We start from the raw sequence: 13,991 nt of genomic DNA, 5'->3' as shown, positions 1-13,991 counted from the left end.
CGACCGTCAATCGTCCCCAGGGCCGCCGCGCAGCCGTTTGACGCTGCTGCGGCGGCTCTTTTCGTCGAGGCGCCGCTTCTTCGAGGCTAATGTCGGCCGGGTGGCGCGGCGCGGCGTCGGCGGCACCGCCGCTTCCGCCACCAGCGCCGCGAGCCGTTCGCGGGCATCGGCCCGGTTGCGCTCCTGCGTGCGGAAGCGCTGGGCGTTGATGACGAGCACGCCCTCCCCCGTCAGCCGCCGGCCGGCGAGCCGCATCAGCCGCACCGCCACCGCATCGGGCAGGCTGCGGGAGCGGCGCACGTCGAAGCGGAGCTGCACCGCCGTGGACAGCTTGTTGACGTTCTGTCCGCCCGGGCCCGAGGCGCGCACGAAGGCCTCCTCGAGTTCGGCCTCGTCGATCTCGATCTGCGGCGTGCATTGGAGCGCCACGGCGGGTTCCCTTCCCTAAAAGCGTTCGGCCTCAGCCGGCCTCGCCCGGCGTTCGGGCACGTACCGCCAGGGCGTGCAGCCCGCGCTTGAAGGCCTCGTCGAGAAGCCCGTTGACGATCCGGTGGCGTTCGACCCGGCTCTTACCTTCGAAGGCCGCCGACACGACATCCAGTCGGAAATGGGTCTCGCCCTCCGGCCGGGCGCCGGAATGGCCGGCATGCAGGTGCGACTCGTCGGTCACAGCGAGCGCGATCGGTGCCAACTCGGCCTCCAGGCGCTCGGCGATCCAGTCCTTCAGGGTCCCGGTCATCATGTCCTCGCTGCGAACGGAAGCGCTACGGCCGTGCATCGGCCGTGTGTCGGAGGCGTTTGCCCGGCGCGGTCCCGGCACAAAAGCGTCAACCCCGGATCGATGCATGCGGCATCAGGCCCAACGGCCTTTTCGTCGGCGCGTCCGCCCCTCATAATCGGCCCGTCATGGATCTCAACTCGCCGCTGTTCGACCGCATCCGTATCAAGCCGACCTGTGACGATCCCAAGCCGGGAGCGAAGGCGGGGGCGAAGGCTGGCGCGCGCGCAAAGGCCGGTGCGGCCACGGCCGAGGCGTCCTGCGAGGCGGAAGGCTGCACCCATCCCGGCCTCTACCGCGCCCCCAAGGGCCGCAGGCAGGAGGGGCAGTACTGGCGCTTCTGCATCGACCACGTGCGCGCCTACAACGCCTCCTACAATTACTTCGACGGCATGAACGATGCCGCGGTCGAAGCCTATCAGAAGGATGCGATCATCGGTCATCGGCCGACATGGTCGATGGGCATGAACGCGGCGGCCGCCACGGCCGAGGGGAAGGCCAAGGGACCCAAGGGGACCCAGCCTGAGGCCGAGCGCGACTGGGCCTATGCCGACCCGCTGGGAATCCTGCGGGCGAACGGGGTCGGCGGCGGGCCGGCGGGCCGGCGTCAGGCCGAGCCGGAGCCGCAGCGTCCCCGCCACTCGGCGGCGGTGCGCAAGGCGCTCGACGTGATGGGGCTCGACGAGACGGCCGACACCGCGGCGATCAAGGCGCAGTACAAGACGCTGGTGAAGCGCTTCCACCCGGACGCCAATGGCGGCGACCGCTCCTTCGAGGAGCGCCTGCGCGACATCATCCGCGCCCACGACGTGCTGCGCGCCGCCGGGCTGTGCTGACCCGCGCCGCCCCGGCCGCCACTCAATCGGGTGCGAAGCCGGGGACGCGAACGGGCAATGCGTCGAATGCCGGTCCGCCCGGCGGCGGGTGGGGCAGCAAATGTCCGCGCGCGCCCTATATTTCTCGGATACCGCTTCTATGTGAAGCCGGCTTCCCCGGATGACTCCTCCGTTTCACCGAGCCCTCTTTCTGGCTGAGCCCCCTTGGCGATGCCGAGGGGCGGCGATTAAGGAAGACATCCGCCCGCTTCCCTGTGGGCCGCCCGGCAGGTGAGTGACGATTGAAAGCGCGGTCGCGCGGGTTCACGCCCGCTCCCGGCCGCCCCGATGAGGTTCCGTATGCTGTCTGACGAAACGCCCGCTTCCCTGCCCGACCGCCAGGTTTCCGTCCGCGAGGTGTTCGGCATCGACCTCGACCTGAAGGTGCCGGCCTATTCCGAACCCGAGGAGCACGTGCCGGATCTCGATCCGGACTACATCTTCGACCGGGAGACGACGCTGTCGATCCTGGCGGGTTTTGCGCGGAACCGCCGCGTGATGGTCACCGGCTATCACGGCACCGGCAAGTCGACGCATATCGAGCAGGTCGCGGCACGGCTGAACTGGCCCTGTATCCGGATCAACCTCGACAGCCACGTCTCGCGCATCGACCTCGTCGGCAAGGACGCCATCGTCCTGAAGGACGGCAAGCAGGTCACGGCCTTCCAGGACGGCATCCTGCCCTGGGCCCTGCAGAACAACGTCGCGCTCGTCTTCGACGAGTACGATGCCGGCCGCCCCGACGTGATGTTCGTGATCCAGCGCGTGCTGGAGCTCTCCGGCCGCCTGACGCTGCTCGACCAGAAGCGCGTCATCCGCCCGCATCCGGGCTTCCGCCTGTTCGCCACCGCCAACACGGTCGGCCTCGGCGACACGTCCGGCCTCTATCACGGCACCCAGCAGATCAACCAGGGCCAGATGGACCGCTGGTCGATCGTGACCACGCTGAACTACCTGCCGCACGACCGCGAGGTCGACATCGTGCTCTCGAAGTCGCCGCACTACCAGAGCGAGGGCGGACGCGACACCGTGAGCCGGATGGTGCGCGTGGCCGACCTGACCCGCAACGCGTTCATGAACGGCGACCTCTCGACCGTCATGAGCCCGCGCACGGTTATCACCTGGGCCGAGAACGCCGACATCTTCCGCGATATCGGCTTCGCCTTCCGGGTGACGTTCCTCAACAAGTGCGACGAGCTGGAACGGCCCCTGGTGGCCGAGTTCTACCAGCGTGCCTTCGGCAAGGAACTGCCCGAGAGCGCGCTCAACGTCGCCTTGAGCTGACCTGACGGTGGCGTCCCCGCCCGCGCCCGGCGTGCGGCGGGGACGGCGCCCCTCTCCCCGTGACCGGGGGCCATCCCCCGGCCGGGCCTCCGAACTCGATCCGGTGGCGTCCGCGAAGATATGGCCCTGACCAACCGCCCCAAGACCGGCGACCGCAAGGAGCCCGGCGCCGAGCCGCTGAAGCGCTCGGTGGCCGGCTGCCTGCGCGCCATCGCCAAGCGGCCCGACATCGAGGTCACCTATGCCAGCGATCGGCCGGCGCTGATCGGCGACAAGGCGCGCCTGCCGGAGCCGACCCGGCGGATCACCGCCGAGGACGCGGCGATCCTGCGCGGGCATTCCGATTCCATGGCCCTGCGCCTCGGCTGCCATGACACCAGCGTCCACCGCCGCCTCGCCCCCGACAACGCGGCTGCCCGCGCGGTCTACGATGCGGTCGAGCAGGCGCGCGTCGAGGCGATCGGCTCGCGCCGCCTGGAAGGCGTAGCCGCCAACATCACCGCGATGCTGGAGGACCGCTACCACCGCGGCGGCAAGTACGAGAACATCACCGACCGGGCCGACGCGCCGATGGAGGATGCGGTCGCGCTGATGGTGCGCGAGCGCCTCACCGGCCAGAAGCCGCCGCCCGCCGCCGCCCAGATCGTCGAGCTGTGGCGCGAGCATATCGAGGCGCGCGCCGGCAAGAACCTCGACGGATTGCTCGGCTCGCTCGAGAACCAGCGCCACTTCGCCCGCTCGGTGCGCGATCTCCTCTCGTCCCTCGACATGGCCGACGAGACGCCCCTCGATCAGGACGATGAGAGCGACGAGGACGAGAACCAGGCGCAGGACGACGAGCAGCAGCCGAGCGAGGGCGAGGCCGAGGAGCAGAGCCAGGGCGACCGCGCCGAGATCGAGGTGACCGATGAGGCCACTGACGAACTCGACGAGGGCGCCACCGAATCCGCCGACGCCCCCTCCGGCGAGCTGCCGGAGGAAGCTGAGGACGCCGAGTCGGAGGAGGCCTCCGAATCCTGGCGCCCGCCGAGCCAGCGCGGCAACGAGCGCACCGGCCCCGACTACAAGGTCTACAACCCGCGCTTCGACGAGACCGTCGAGGCCGAGGATCTGTGCGACGCCGAGGAACTCGCGCGCCTGCGCAGCTATCTCGACAAGCAGCTCGCCCACCTACAGGGCGTCGTCGGCCGCCTCGCCAACCGTCTCCAGCGCCGCCTGCTGGCGCAGCAGAGCCGCGCCTGGGATTTCGATCTCGAAGAGGGCCAGCTCGATCCGGCCCGCCTCGTTCGCGTCGTCACCGATCCGTTCCAGCCGCTCTCCTTCAAGCAGGAGAAGGATACCGACTTCCGCGACACGGTGGTCACGCTGCTGCTCGACAATTCCGGTTCGATGCGCGGGCGCCCGATCACCGTGGCCGCGACCTGCGCCGACATTCTCGCGCGCACGCTGGAACGCTGCGGCGTGAAGGTCGAGATTCTCGGTTTCACCACCCGCGCCTGGAAGGGCGGCCAGTCCCGCGAGGCGTGGCTCGCCGGCGGCAAGCCGCCCGCCCCCGGCCGCCTCAACGACCTTCGCCACATCATCTACAAGAGCGCCGACGCCCCCTGGCGCCGTGCGCGCAAGAACCTCGGGCTGATGATGCGCGAGGGGCTCCTGAAGGAGAACATCGACGGCGAGGCGCTGGATTGGGCCCACAAGCGCCTGCTGGCGCGGCCGGAGCAGCGCCGCATCCTGATGGTGATTTCCGACGGGGCGCCGGTCGACGACTCGACGCTCTCGGTCAATCCCGGCAACTACCTCGAGCGCCACCTGCGCTACATGATCGAGGAGATCGAGACTCGCTCACCGGTCGAACTTCTGGCCATCGGCATCGGCCACGACGTGACGCGCTACTACCGCCGTGCCGTGACGATCATCGACGCCGAGGAGCTCGGCGGCGCGATGACGGAAAAGCTCGCCGAACTGTTCGAGGAGAACACGGGCGCGTCGCGCGGCGGCGGGATGAAGCGGGTGGCCGGGCGGCGCTGAACCGGCGGTTGTGCGGAGCGGCAAAGCTCCGGTTGGCAAGCGGTCTTCGTCGTCCTACCGTGTGGAAGCGTTGCCTCCAGCGAGGATCTTCCGATGTCGGGTGATGTGCGTGGCGTGCCGCGCCTGCTCCTCAGGATCGAGGGAGCGGCGCTGCTCGTCTGTGCCCTCGCCGGGTATGCCTGGATGGGCCAATCCTGGTGGCTGTGGGCGGCCCTCATCCTTCTTCCCGACCTCAGCATGATCGGGTATCTGGCCGGTCCCCGAATCGGCGCGGCGAGCTACAACGCGGCTCACACGACCACGGTCCCGCTCCTGCTGCTGGCGGCCTCACTGGTCCTCGGAAGTCCGATGGGGGCCGGGCTGGCTCTCGTCTGGCTGGCGCATATCGGGCTCGACCGCGCCGTGGGGTACGGGCTGAAATACGTCGGCGGCTTCAAAGACACCCATCTCGGCTCGCTTGGACGAGCGGGAGAGAAGTCGAGCGTGAAACTCAGCCGCGTCTAACGCGAGCGCTGGCGCGCGGACGGTTATTTCTTGCGGTCCGAGCCGTCCGCTTCCATGCGGCTCAGGATCATCCGGCCTTCGAAGCCGTCGAAGCCGCCGCTATAGGTGAACCGGTTGAGCGCGAGCTGCTGTCGTCGCTCCGAAGTCAACTCGCTGCCCTGATAGAGACGGTGTGCGTTCCCGATATGCCGCCGCCCCTTCGCGGGTGGTGTGCTGTACGGCTTCGGCATTCACGCGCTCCCTTCGGTCCTGCGTTCGCGTTCGCGTTCGATTCGCATCTCAAACTAGAGAACGGCACCGCTTCGCGACAGGTGCCACGATCCGGATCGCATCAGAACGGGCTGATCGGAAAAAATCGCAGATACAGCTCGGCGTATTTTCCGTCGTCCCATACCCGCTGCAGCGCGTCGTCGAGGGCACGGGCCAAGGCCGCGTCCTCGGTGCGGGTGACGAAGCCGATGCCTTCACCGAAATAGCGATTCTCGAGATAATCGCCGCCGGAATAGGTGCAGCAACCCTCCGCCTCCTGGCCGTTCAGCCAGAGCGCGAGGCTCAAGCCGTCGGCGAACAGGTACTCGACCTCGCCGCGCTTGAGCGCGCTCTGGGCCGCCGAGAGGTCGGTGAAGGTCTTTCGCGTCGCGTTGGGGAAGAAGGCCTTCAGATAGGCCTCGTGGGCGCTGCCCTCGACGATCCCGACGTTCCGCCCGGCGAGTGCGGTCGCCGAGGGGGCGGGCAGGCTGCGGTCCTTGCGGGCGATGAAGCGGGCCGGCCAGCGGAAATAGGGCCGCGTTGCCAGGAACCGCGCGCGCAGGCCCGGCGTCAGGGGCACGGCGGCGGCCACCACGTCACCCTGCTTGTCGGCCAGCGCATCGAGCAACGTGTCGAAGCGGCGCGCCTGCACGGTGCACGTCACCGTCAGCCGCTCGCAGACCGCGCGGGCGAGTTCCACGGCAAAGCCGGTCGGCACACCGTCGGGGCCTGCGAAATGCAGCGGCGGAAACTCGTCGTCGGTCATGAACCGAACCGCACGCCCCGTCTGAGGCGCCTCGACCCGCTCGCCGCGAGCACGGGGATTCCAGAAGTTCGGAATGCTGACCGACGGGGCCGCCGGGTCGGACGGCTGTTGTGCCTGCGCAACATTGGTTAATAAAGTGATAAAGGTTGCCGCCAGTATCCGCCGCATCCTGTGGTAGCGGATTGACCCTTCGGTTGTCGGAGTGAAGCAATGCACGTCCATGGAGAGGTCCTGGCCCATGCCCCTCCCTAGCACGGCTCGGGCCCGCGGGAAGCCGTTGCCCTGTCCGACCTCGACCGCCGTCGGAGCAGCCGCGCCGCTCCGCTCCCGCCGGAAATCGGCTTCCTCGCCACCGAGGGCGTGTCCCTCGAGACGCTGAGCCGGGCCGCGATCATCGCCCGCCGCTGCGGCACCGATGCCGCCACGGCCCTCCTCAACGAGGGGCTTCTCTCCGAGGAGGCGTTCTACCGTGCGCTCGCCCGCCGGCTCGGAGCGCCATTTCTCGTCGGGCCTCTTGCGATCGGCGAAGGCGTTCCGTACGCGCGCTGTCTCATCTCCGGCGCCGCGCCGCTTGCGGGCTGCGAGGGGGGCGAAACCCTCGTCGCGGCACCGCGCGGAACCGCGGTGGCGCGACTGATCGCGGCGGCGGACCGGCTGGCGGAGCCTCCGGCCATCACGACTCCGACGGCCCTGAGGCAAGCCCTGTTCGCCCGGTACGGGGCCGCCATTGCCGAGGACGCGTCCGAGACCCTGGGGCGTCTTCGTCCCGAATGGTCCTGCCGGCCCGGTCCGCTGGCGGTCGACCTTGCCTTGGCCGGCGGTGTGCTCGCCCTCGTCGTCCTGCTCGCGCGCCTTCCGACGGCGGCGGGCTTCGTCCTGCTGCTGCTGGTGCAAGGTTTGATGCTGGCGCTGCTGACCTTCCGCCTCGCCGCGGCGGCGATCGGGGCGGCCGAGATCGTGCGCGCGGATGCATCCGAGCCGCGACCAGTCCTGCTGACGGACGACGCGCTCCCGACCTACACGGTTCTCGTCGCCCTCTACCGGGAGGCGCCGGTGGTGCCGCGACTTCTGGGAGCCTTGCGCCGGCTCGACTATCCGGCGGCCAAGCTCGACATCAAGTTCCTGCTCGAGGCCGACGACCGCGAGACCGCTGCGGCTTTCCGCGCGACACCGCTCCCGGCCCGCTTCGAGATCGTCACTGTGCCGGAGGGGATGCCGCGCACCAAGCCGCGGGCGCTGAACGTGGCTCTGCCGCTCGCCCGCGGCGAGCACCTCGTGGTCTACGACGCGGAGGATGTGATCTCGCCCGAACAGCTTCGCCTCGCCGCCACGCTGTTTGCCCGCGCACCCGACTCGACCGCCTGCCTCCAGGGTCGCCTCGTGATCGACAATCACGGCGATGGCTGGCTGCCGCGCCTGTTCGCCATCGAGTACGCGGCTCTGTTCGACGTGCTCGGCCCGGCCCTGGCCGCGTGGCGGATGCCGACGCCGCTCGGCGGCACCTCGACGCATTTCCGCACCCGCGTCCTGCGCAAGCTCCACGGATGGGATGCCTGGAACGTCACCGAGGATGCCGATCTCGGCCTGCGCATGGCGCTCGCGGGCTACCATGTCGGCGACCTGCCGAGCGCGACCTTCGAGGAGGCGCTCGCCCATCCGCGCAAGTGGCTGCGCCAGCGCACCCGCTGGATGAAGGGCTTTCTGCAGACGAGCTTCACCCACGGGCGGCGCCCGCTCGACCTCTATCGCCGCCTCGGCGCGGCGGAGAGCCTGTGCGTTCTGGCGCTTCTGCCCGGCACGGTGGTCTCGGCCCTGTTCTATCCCTTCATGCTGCTCGGCGGCCTCGCCGACCTGATCATCCCGGCCGAGGACGGCGATAGCCTCGCCATCGTCAAGCGGGCGGCCTCCACGACAGTGGTCCTCGGCGGGCTCGCGGCGATGTGGCTGCCCGGTCTCGTCGGCTGCCTCCGGCGCGGGTGGTTCGATCTCGTGCCGCTCGTGCTGCTGCTGCCGGTCTACTTCCTTCTCGGCAGTCTCGCGGCGTGGCTCGCCGTGTTCGAACTGGCGCGACACCCGCACCGCTGGAACAAGACCGAGCACGGGCTGGCTCGCACCTCCCGCACGGGAGCGCTCGCGCGGCGCCCCTCGGCGGCGATCAGATCCGCTTCGACAGCTCCGCTGCCGTCTCCGCTGCCGGCCGGTTGAGGTTGACCGCGCCGACGAAGCCGTTGCGGGCGTCCATCAGGTAGACGAGCGCGGTGTGCTCCATCGTGTAGTCGCCGCTCGAACCCGGCACCTTCTTGGCGTAGGCGCGGAAGGTCTTGACGGTCGCCGCCACCTGTTCCGGGCTGCCGGTGAGGCCGACGATGCGCGGGTCGAAGCTCGACAGGTAGGTCTTCAACGAAGCGGGCGTGTCGCGCTCAGGGTCGACGCTGACGAAGGCGACCTTCAGCCTATCCGCCTTGGGGCCGAGCGCCGCCAGCACGTCGCTGATCTGCTGGAGCGTGGTCGGGCAGACATCGGGGCAATGGGTGAAGCCGAAGAACATCAGGTAGGGCTTGCCGGCAAAATCGCGCTCGCTGACCGTCGCACCGTCCTGGTTCACCAGGGTGAAGGGACCGCCGATGCCGCTCGGGCCGCTCTGCGGATGCTGCGGCACCAGCGTCATCACCAGCGCGACGGAGATCACCACGAGGCCGGCCACGAAGGCGGCAAGCGGCAAGAGAACGCTGCGGGACGGACGCATGGGGGAACGCATGGGAGCCCTCGAAGGCGTGTCTGTGGCGGCGGCCCGACGGGCGCGGCGGCCGCATGGAAAGGGCCCGGCACAAGGCATCGCCGAAAGGGGAAGCGGCGGTCCGAGCGTGTCGGGTAATGCCCCTCACATCACAGAGCCGGGGCGTGCCGCAAGCCCGCGCGACGCCGCAAGGCTTAGAGCATCATCCCGAAAGGTGGTTGCCGGCTTTCGAAAAAGATGATGCAAAACAAGAGTCTAGAGCATCCAGCAGGATGCTCTAGCGTCGCACGAGCCTTCGCAGCAGGTTCAGGAGGCTTCCGCGCGGATCTCGACGTCCTGGTGCGCGCCGCGGGCGTTGTGCAGACGCAGGGCCTCGCCGACCATCAGCAACGCCGGGCCTTCGAGCCCCGAGGCCTCGACCCGCTCGGCGAGGTCGGCGGCGGTGCCGGCCACCGTCGCCTGCTTGGCTCGGGTCGCATTGAACACGACGAGGGCCGGCGTCTCGGGCGCCAGCCCCTCGGCGACCGCCCGCTCCAGCAGGACGCGCAGCGTGCGCTTGGGCATGTAGACCACGGTGGTGACGCTGCGGTCGGCGAGCGCGCTCCAGTTCAGATCCTCGGGCAGCGCGCCGCGGCGGTCGTGGCCGGTGACGAATTGCAGGCGCCGGGCCGCGTCGCGATGGGTCAGGGAGACGCCGAGCGCGGCCGCTGCGCCCTGCGCTGCGCTGACGCCGGGAACGATGGTGCAGGGAATGCCCGCGGCCTCGCACGCCTCGATCTCCTCGCCGGCCCGGCCGAAGACGAGCGGATCGCCGGATTTCAGCCGCACCACCTGCTTGCCGGACTTCGCCAGCGAGACCATCAGCGCGTTGATGTCGTCCTGGCGGCAGGATGGGCCGTGGCCGGTCTTGCCGACCAGCATGGTCCGGGCCTCGCGGCGGGCATAGTCGAGGATCTCGGGGGCGACGAGGTCGTCGTAGAGGATCACATCGGCGTTGCGCAGGGCCCGCAGCGCCTTGAGGGTGAGCAGTTCGGCATCGCCCGGCCCGGCCCCGACCAGGGTCACCGCGCCGCCGAGGGGCAGCGCCTCGGCCTGGCCCATCAGGTCGGCGAGGTCGGCTTCCGTCGGGGTGCGGTCCGGCTCGGCGAAGGCGCGGTCGGTGAAGCGCTCCCAGAAGCCGCGCCGCTCGGAGAAGCCGTGGAAGCGGGCCGAGACCGCCTCGCGCCAGTCGCGGGCGGCCGCGACCCAGTGCTTGAAGCCGCGCGGCAGCATCGCTTCGATGCGCGCCCGCACCGTCTGCCCGAAGACCGGGGCGGCGCCCTCGGTCGAGATGCCGACGACGAGCGGCGAGCGGTTGACGATGGCGCCGAACTTCACGTCGCACAGATGCGGCCGGTCGACCGCGTTGACGATGGCGCCGGCCGCGCGCGCCGCCGCGACGAAGGCGACGCAATCCTCCTCGTCCTCCATGGCACCGATGGCGAAGGCCGCGCCCTGCAGGTCTTCCGGGGTCCAGCGGCGCTCGTGCAGCGTCACCGAGCCGGCGGCGATCTCGCCCGGCACGCCGCGCAACTCCTCGCTCGGCTCCTCGGCATAGACATCGACCCGGGCGCCGGCGGCGGCGAGCAGCTTCACCTTCCAGGGGGCGCCGCCGTTGGAGCCGGCGAGCACCGCCCGCTTGTCCTGGAGCGGCACGAACACGGGCAGCACCGCCAGCGGCTCGAGGCCGGCGCGGGTTTCGCGGGGTTGGCGGGGCGTGCTCATGGTTTTTTCGTATGCGACTCGTCTCGTGACTCCACCCCGCCTCCCCTCATCCTGAGGTGCCGGAGCGTAGCGGAGGCCTCGAAGGAGGGCTCCAGATGCCGCTCCGCTCTCTGGAAACCTCCTTCGAGGCTGCTTCGCAGCACCTCAGGATGAGGGCGAGAGTGGGACGGAGAAAGGGAAGGTGCCCCTATGCGGCGCTGCGCGCAAGCGCCGGCGACAGCAGCTTGCGGATCTCGGGGATGCATGAGCCGCAATTCGTTCCCGCCTTGCAGGCCGCGCCCACTGCCTCGACCGAGCCGGCCCCGGCGGCAATGGTTGCGGTGATGACATCGAGACCGACGCCGTGGCAGGCGCAGACCACCGGCCCGGTCGAGGCCGTCGCCGCCCGGCCCGAGAGCAGGGTGCGCCGGTCGATCGCCTCGATGTCGGGGGCGGCAAACACCCCCTTGGCGAGTTCCCAATCCGGCCGCCGGTCGCCTGGCGCCACACTGAGCGCAGCCACGAGATGATCGTCGCGCGTGACGACGCAGCGGTAGAGGCCGCGGGCGTGATCAACGTACTCGGCTAGTTCGTGGCCGGGGAACATCCCACGCACGGACAAAGCCATCTCCCGTGAGCCCTCCTGGGTCGCGAAGATCAGGCCGGAGCCGCCGGAGACGGTCGCCCGCGCCCACCACCAGCCGGCGGGGGCTGCCTGGGCGTCCCGCGTCAGCAGGTAGCCGCGGGAGCGGTAGGCCACGGCCTCGACCGAAGCCGGCGTCGCCTTCAGTTCGGGCTGGCCGGAGACCGGATCGGGGATGCCGCGGGCCAGCGCCGCCGCGCGCCCATCCGAGGCGGTCATGTCGCTCCAGTGCATCGGCACGAAGATCGAGCCCGGCAGAACGGCGTCCGTCACCGTGACTTCGAGGATCGCGCTGCCGAGATCGGTCGCGACGCGGGCGAAGCCCCCGTCGCTCAGGCGGTAGCGGGCCGCGTCGTCGGGATGGATCTCGACGAAGGGCACGGCGCGGTGGGCCGAGAGGCGCTGGCTTTTGCCCGTGCGGGTCATGGTGTGCCAGTGGTCACGGATGCGGCCGGTATTGAGCACGAGCGGGCGCTCGGCGGTCACGGGCTGTGCCAGGGCCGGCGGCTGCACCGCGACGAAGCGGGCGCGTTGATCGAAGGTGTAGAAGCGCCCGTCGGCGAAGAGCCGGGCGCGGCCCTTCTTCGCATCCGGGCCGCGCTTCGGCACCGGCCACTGCATCGGCAGATGCACGTCGTAGGCGCGCCGGTCGATCTCGGCGAGGCCGCCGAGATCGAAGTCGCGGGTGCCGTCGTTCTCGAAGGCCGAGAGCGCGGCGTGCTCGCGGAAGATCTCGACGGCGGAATTGTAGGCGAAGGCCTCGCCGTGGCCGAGGCGGCGGGCGACGTCGCAAAGGATCGCCCAATCGGCCCGCGCCTGCCCCGGCGCCTTCAGGAAGGCGCGCTGGCGCGAGATGCGCCGCTCGGAATTCGTCACCGTGCCGTCCTTCTCGCCCCAGGCGAGCGCCGGCAGCAGCACGGTCTTCTGACCCGTCGCGCGGGCGCTGTCGCTGGTCGCGACGGCCTCCGAGACGACGTAGAGGTCGAGCCCCTTGATCGCGTCGCGGATGCGGTCGGCCCGCGGCATCGAGACGAGCGGGTTGGTGCCGATCACCCACAGCGCCTTGATCTTCCCCCGCTCGATCGCCTCGAACAGGGCGACCGCCTTCATCCCCTCGCCGGTGATGATGTTGGGCGCCTTCCAGAAGCGGCGCACCCGGTCCACCTCCTCCGGCGCGAAGTGCATGTGGGCGGCCAGCATGTTGGCCAAGCCGCCGACCTCGCGTCCGCCCATGGCGTTGGGCTGGCCGGTGAGCGAGAGCGGGCCCATGCCGGGCTGGCCGATCCGCCCGGTTGCGAGATGGCAGTTGATGATGGCGTTGCCCTTGTCGGTGCCCTGCGCCGACTGGTTCGCGCCCTGGCTGAAGGCGGTGACGACGCGCTTCGTCCGGGCGAACAGCTCGAAGAAGGCCTGCACGTCGGCCTCGGCAAGCCCCGTGGCGCGGGCGGTGGCGGCGGCGTCTGGCGCGATCTGCCGGGCGCGCTCCAGGGCGCCCTCGAAGCCGGCGGTGTGCGCCTCGATGAAGCGTCCGTCGAGCTTGGCCTGACCGGCGAGATAGGCGAGCAGGCCGGAGAACAGCGCGGCATCGGTGCCGGGCTGGAGGCCGAGATGCAGGTCGGCCTCCTCGCCGGTCTGCGTGCGGCGCGGATCGACGGTGACGATCTTGGTGCCGCGCTTGGCCCGCGCATCGACCATGCGGCGGAACAGGATCGGGTGGCACCACGCGGCGTTGGAGCCGACGAGCACGATCAGGTCGGCCTCGTCGAGATCCTCGTAGCAGCCGGGCACCGTGTCGGAGCCGAAGGCGCGGCGGTGGGCGGCGACCGCCGAGGACATGCACAGCCGCGAATTGGTGTCGACATGCGGCGTGCCGAGGAAGCCCTTCGCCAGCTTGTTGGCGACGTAATAATCCTCCGTCAGGATCTGGCCGGAGAGGTAGAAGGCGATCGCATCCGGCCCGTGCTGCTCGGCGATCCGCCGGAGGCCGCCGGCCACGGTGCCGAGCGCGCCTTCCCAGCTCACGGTCTGGCCATCGACGGTCGGGGCGAGCAGCCGGTCGCCGAGATCGACCGTCTCGCCGAGCGCCGAGCCCTTGGAGCAGAGGCGGCCGAAATTCGCCGGATGCTCGGGATCGCCCGCGATCGCTACGCCGCCCTGCCCGTCCGGACTCGCGAGCACGCCGCAGCCGACGCCGCAATAGGGGCAGGTCGTCTTCACCGCAGGCGCGGCGAGATCGGGGGCGGGCTGAGACATCGCGAATCCTCGGCGGATTTTTCGCCACACGGACGTTTCGTCAGGGGTCGCAAAAGTCGGGCCGCTCGCTCTCACGCCACCTGAAGGTGGCCGAAAGGCCAAGCCGTCTCAGACGGTTCTGATCAGGGCCC

General features: G+C 70.1%; 12 protein-coding genes. 5 read left to right on the top strand and 7 right to left on the bottom strand.

Going from position 1 to position 13,991, the window contains the following annotated elements; all coding sequences use genetic code 11:
* Nucleotides 1-6 precede the first annotated feature (6 nt).
* Complete coding sequence (gene arfB / locus OVA30_RS12365) at nt 7-429, bottom strand: alternative ribosome rescue aminoacyl-tRNA hydrolase ArfB (RefSeq protein ID WP_012254510.1); 423 nt, start codon at nt 427-429, stop codon at nt 7-9.
* Nucleotides 430-460: 31 nt separating this feature from the next.
* Nucleotides 461-739, bottom strand: coding sequence for a BolA family protein (locus OVA30_RS12360; protein ID WP_268175593.1), 279 nt, complete (start codon nt 737-739; stop codon nt 461-463).
* Between the two features lie 167 nt (nt 740-906).
* Between OVA30_RS12360 and OVA30_RS12355 the strand changes: the two genes are divergently transcribed.
* The 4 genes from OVA30_RS12355 (at nt 907) to OVA30_RS12340 (ending at nt 5,469) form a co-directional block, all read left to right on the top strand.
* The gene (locus OVA30_RS12355) at nt 907-1,614 is read left to right on the top strand and encodes a J domain-containing protein (protein ID WP_182568135.1); all 708 of its coding nucleotides are present in this window, start codon (nt 907-909) and stop codon (nt 1,612-1,614) included.
* Between the two features lie 339 nt (nt 1,615-1,953).
* On the top strand, nt 1,954-2,937 hold the full coding sequence (cobS, locus tag OVA30_RS12350) for a cobaltochelatase subunit CobS (protein WP_003600943.1): 984 nt from the start codon (nt 1,954-1,956) through the stop codon (nt 2,935-2,937).
* Between the two features lie 120 nt (nt 2,938-3,057).
* On the top strand, nt 3,058-4,965 hold the full coding sequence (gene cobT / locus OVA30_RS12345) for a cobaltochelatase subunit CobT (protein WP_268175592.1): 1,908 nt from the start codon (nt 3,058-3,060) through the stop codon (nt 4,963-4,965).
* Between the two features lie 93 nt (nt 4,966-5,058).
* Nucleotides 5,059-5,469, top strand: a complete 411-nt coding sequence (locus OVA30_RS12340) for a DUF4260 domain-containing protein (RefSeq protein WP_268175591.1) — start codon at nt 5,059-5,061, stop codon at nt 5,467-5,469.
* Between the two features lie 23 nt (nt 5,470-5,492).
* On the opposite strand, the gene OVA30_RS12335 is transcribed toward OVA30_RS12340, so the two are convergent.
* Nucleotides 5,493-5,699, bottom strand: a complete 207-nt coding sequence (locus OVA30_RS12335; RefSeq protein WP_015823427.1) for a hypothetical protein — start codon at nt 5,697-5,699, stop codon at nt 5,493-5,495.
* Nucleotides 5,700-5,800: 101 nt separating this feature from the next.
* The gene (locus tag OVA30_RS12330; protein ID WP_268175590.1) at nt 5,801-6,724 is read right to left on the bottom strand and encodes a transporter substrate-binding domain-containing protein; all 924 of its coding nucleotides are present in this window, start codon (nt 6,722-6,724) and stop codon (nt 5,801-5,803) included.
* Between the two features lie 120 nt (nt 6,725-6,844).
* Here OVA30_RS12330 and OVA30_RS12325 point away from each other — a divergent pair, with 120 nt between their 5' ends.
* Nucleotides 6,845-8,689: a glycosyltransferase family 2 protein gene (locus OVA30_RS12325; protein WP_268175589.1), complete on the top strand. Its 1,845-nt coding sequence runs from the start codon at nt 6,845-6,847 to the stop codon at nt 8,687-8,689.
* Here the strand turns inward: OVA30_RS12325 and OVA30_RS12320 are convergent.
* The 3 genes from OVA30_RS12320 to OVA30_RS12310 all read right to left on the bottom strand — a co-directional run bounded on the left by OVA30_RS12320 (nt 8,640) and on the right by OVA30_RS12310 (nt 13,860).
* Nucleotides 8,640-9,242 carry an SCO family protein gene (locus OVA30_RS12320; protein ID WP_268175588.1) on the bottom strand — a complete coding sequence of 201 codons (603 nt, stop codon included), beginning with the start codon at nt 9,240-9,242 and terminating at the stop codon, nt 8,640-8,642. The two genes, OVA30_RS12325 and OVA30_RS12320, sit on opposite strands and share 50 nt — an antisense overlap.
* Nucleotides 9,243-9,527: 285 nt before the next feature.
* Nucleotides 9,528-10,985, bottom strand: coding sequence for a siroheme synthase CysG (cysG, locus tag OVA30_RS12315; protein ID WP_268175587.1), 1,458 nt, complete (start codon nt 10,983-10,985; stop codon nt 9,528-9,530).
* Between the two features lie 187 nt (nt 10,986-11,172).
* A complete protein-coding gene (locus OVA30_RS12310) occupies nt 11,173-13,860 on the bottom strand; it encodes a nitrate reductase (RefSeq protein ID WP_268175586.1) in 2,688 nt (895 codons plus the stop codon).
* Nucleotides 13,861-13,991: the final 131 nt, after the last annotated feature.

It is taken from the genome of Methylorubrum sp. SL192 (genome assembly GCF_026672325.1).
GTDB lineage: Bacteria > Pseudomonadota > Alphaproteobacteria > Rhizobiales > Beijerinckiaceae > Methylobacterium > Methylobacterium extorquens.
The sequence above is the reverse complement of the archived record's forward strand: the minus strand, read 5'-3'. Positions and strand labels throughout refer to the sequence as shown.

What these genes read in the sequence shown, in the direction of transcription:
- OVA30_RS12310 (WP_268175586.1), bottom strand. Translation starts at nt 13,860, where the DNA reads ATGTCTCAGCCCGCCCCCGATCTCGCCGCGCCTGCGGTGAAGACGACC.
- OVA30_RS12360 (WP_268175593.1), bottom strand. Translation starts at nt 739, where the DNA reads ATGACCGGGACCCTGAAGGACTGGATCGCCGAGCGCCTGGAGGCCGAG.
- cysG (WP_268175587.1), bottom strand. Translation starts at nt 10,985, where the DNA reads ATGAGCACGCCCCGCCAACCCCGCGAAACCCGCGCCGGCCTCGAGCCG.
- cobS (WP_003600943.1), top strand. Translation starts at nt 1,954, where the DNA reads ATGCTGTCTGACGAAACGCCCGCTTCCCTGCCCGACCGCCAGGTTTCC.
- OVA30_RS12355 (WP_182568135.1), top strand. Translation starts at nt 907, where the DNA reads ATGGATCTCAACTCGCCGCTGTTCGACCGCATCCGTATCAAGCCGACC.
- OVA30_RS12340 (WP_268175591.1), top strand. Translation starts at nt 5,059, where the DNA reads ATGTCGGGTGATGTGCGTGGCGTGCCGCGCCTGCTCCTCAGGATCGAG.
- OVA30_RS12320 (WP_268175588.1), bottom strand. Translation starts at nt 9,242, where the DNA reads ATGCGTTCCCCCATGCGTCCGTCCCGCAGCGTTCTCTTGCCGCTTGCC.
- cobT (WP_268175592.1), top strand. Translation starts at nt 3,058, where the DNA reads ATGGCCCTGACCAACCGCCCCAAGACCGGCGACCGCAAGGAGCCCGGC.
- OVA30_RS12330 (WP_268175590.1), bottom strand. Translation starts at nt 6,724, where the DNA reads ATGGGCCAGGACCTCTCCATGGACGTGCATTGCTTCACTCCGACAACC.
- OVA30_RS12335 (WP_015823427.1), bottom strand. Translation starts at nt 5,699, where the DNA reads ATGCCGAAGCCGTACAGCACACCACCCGCGAAGGGGCGGCGGCATATC.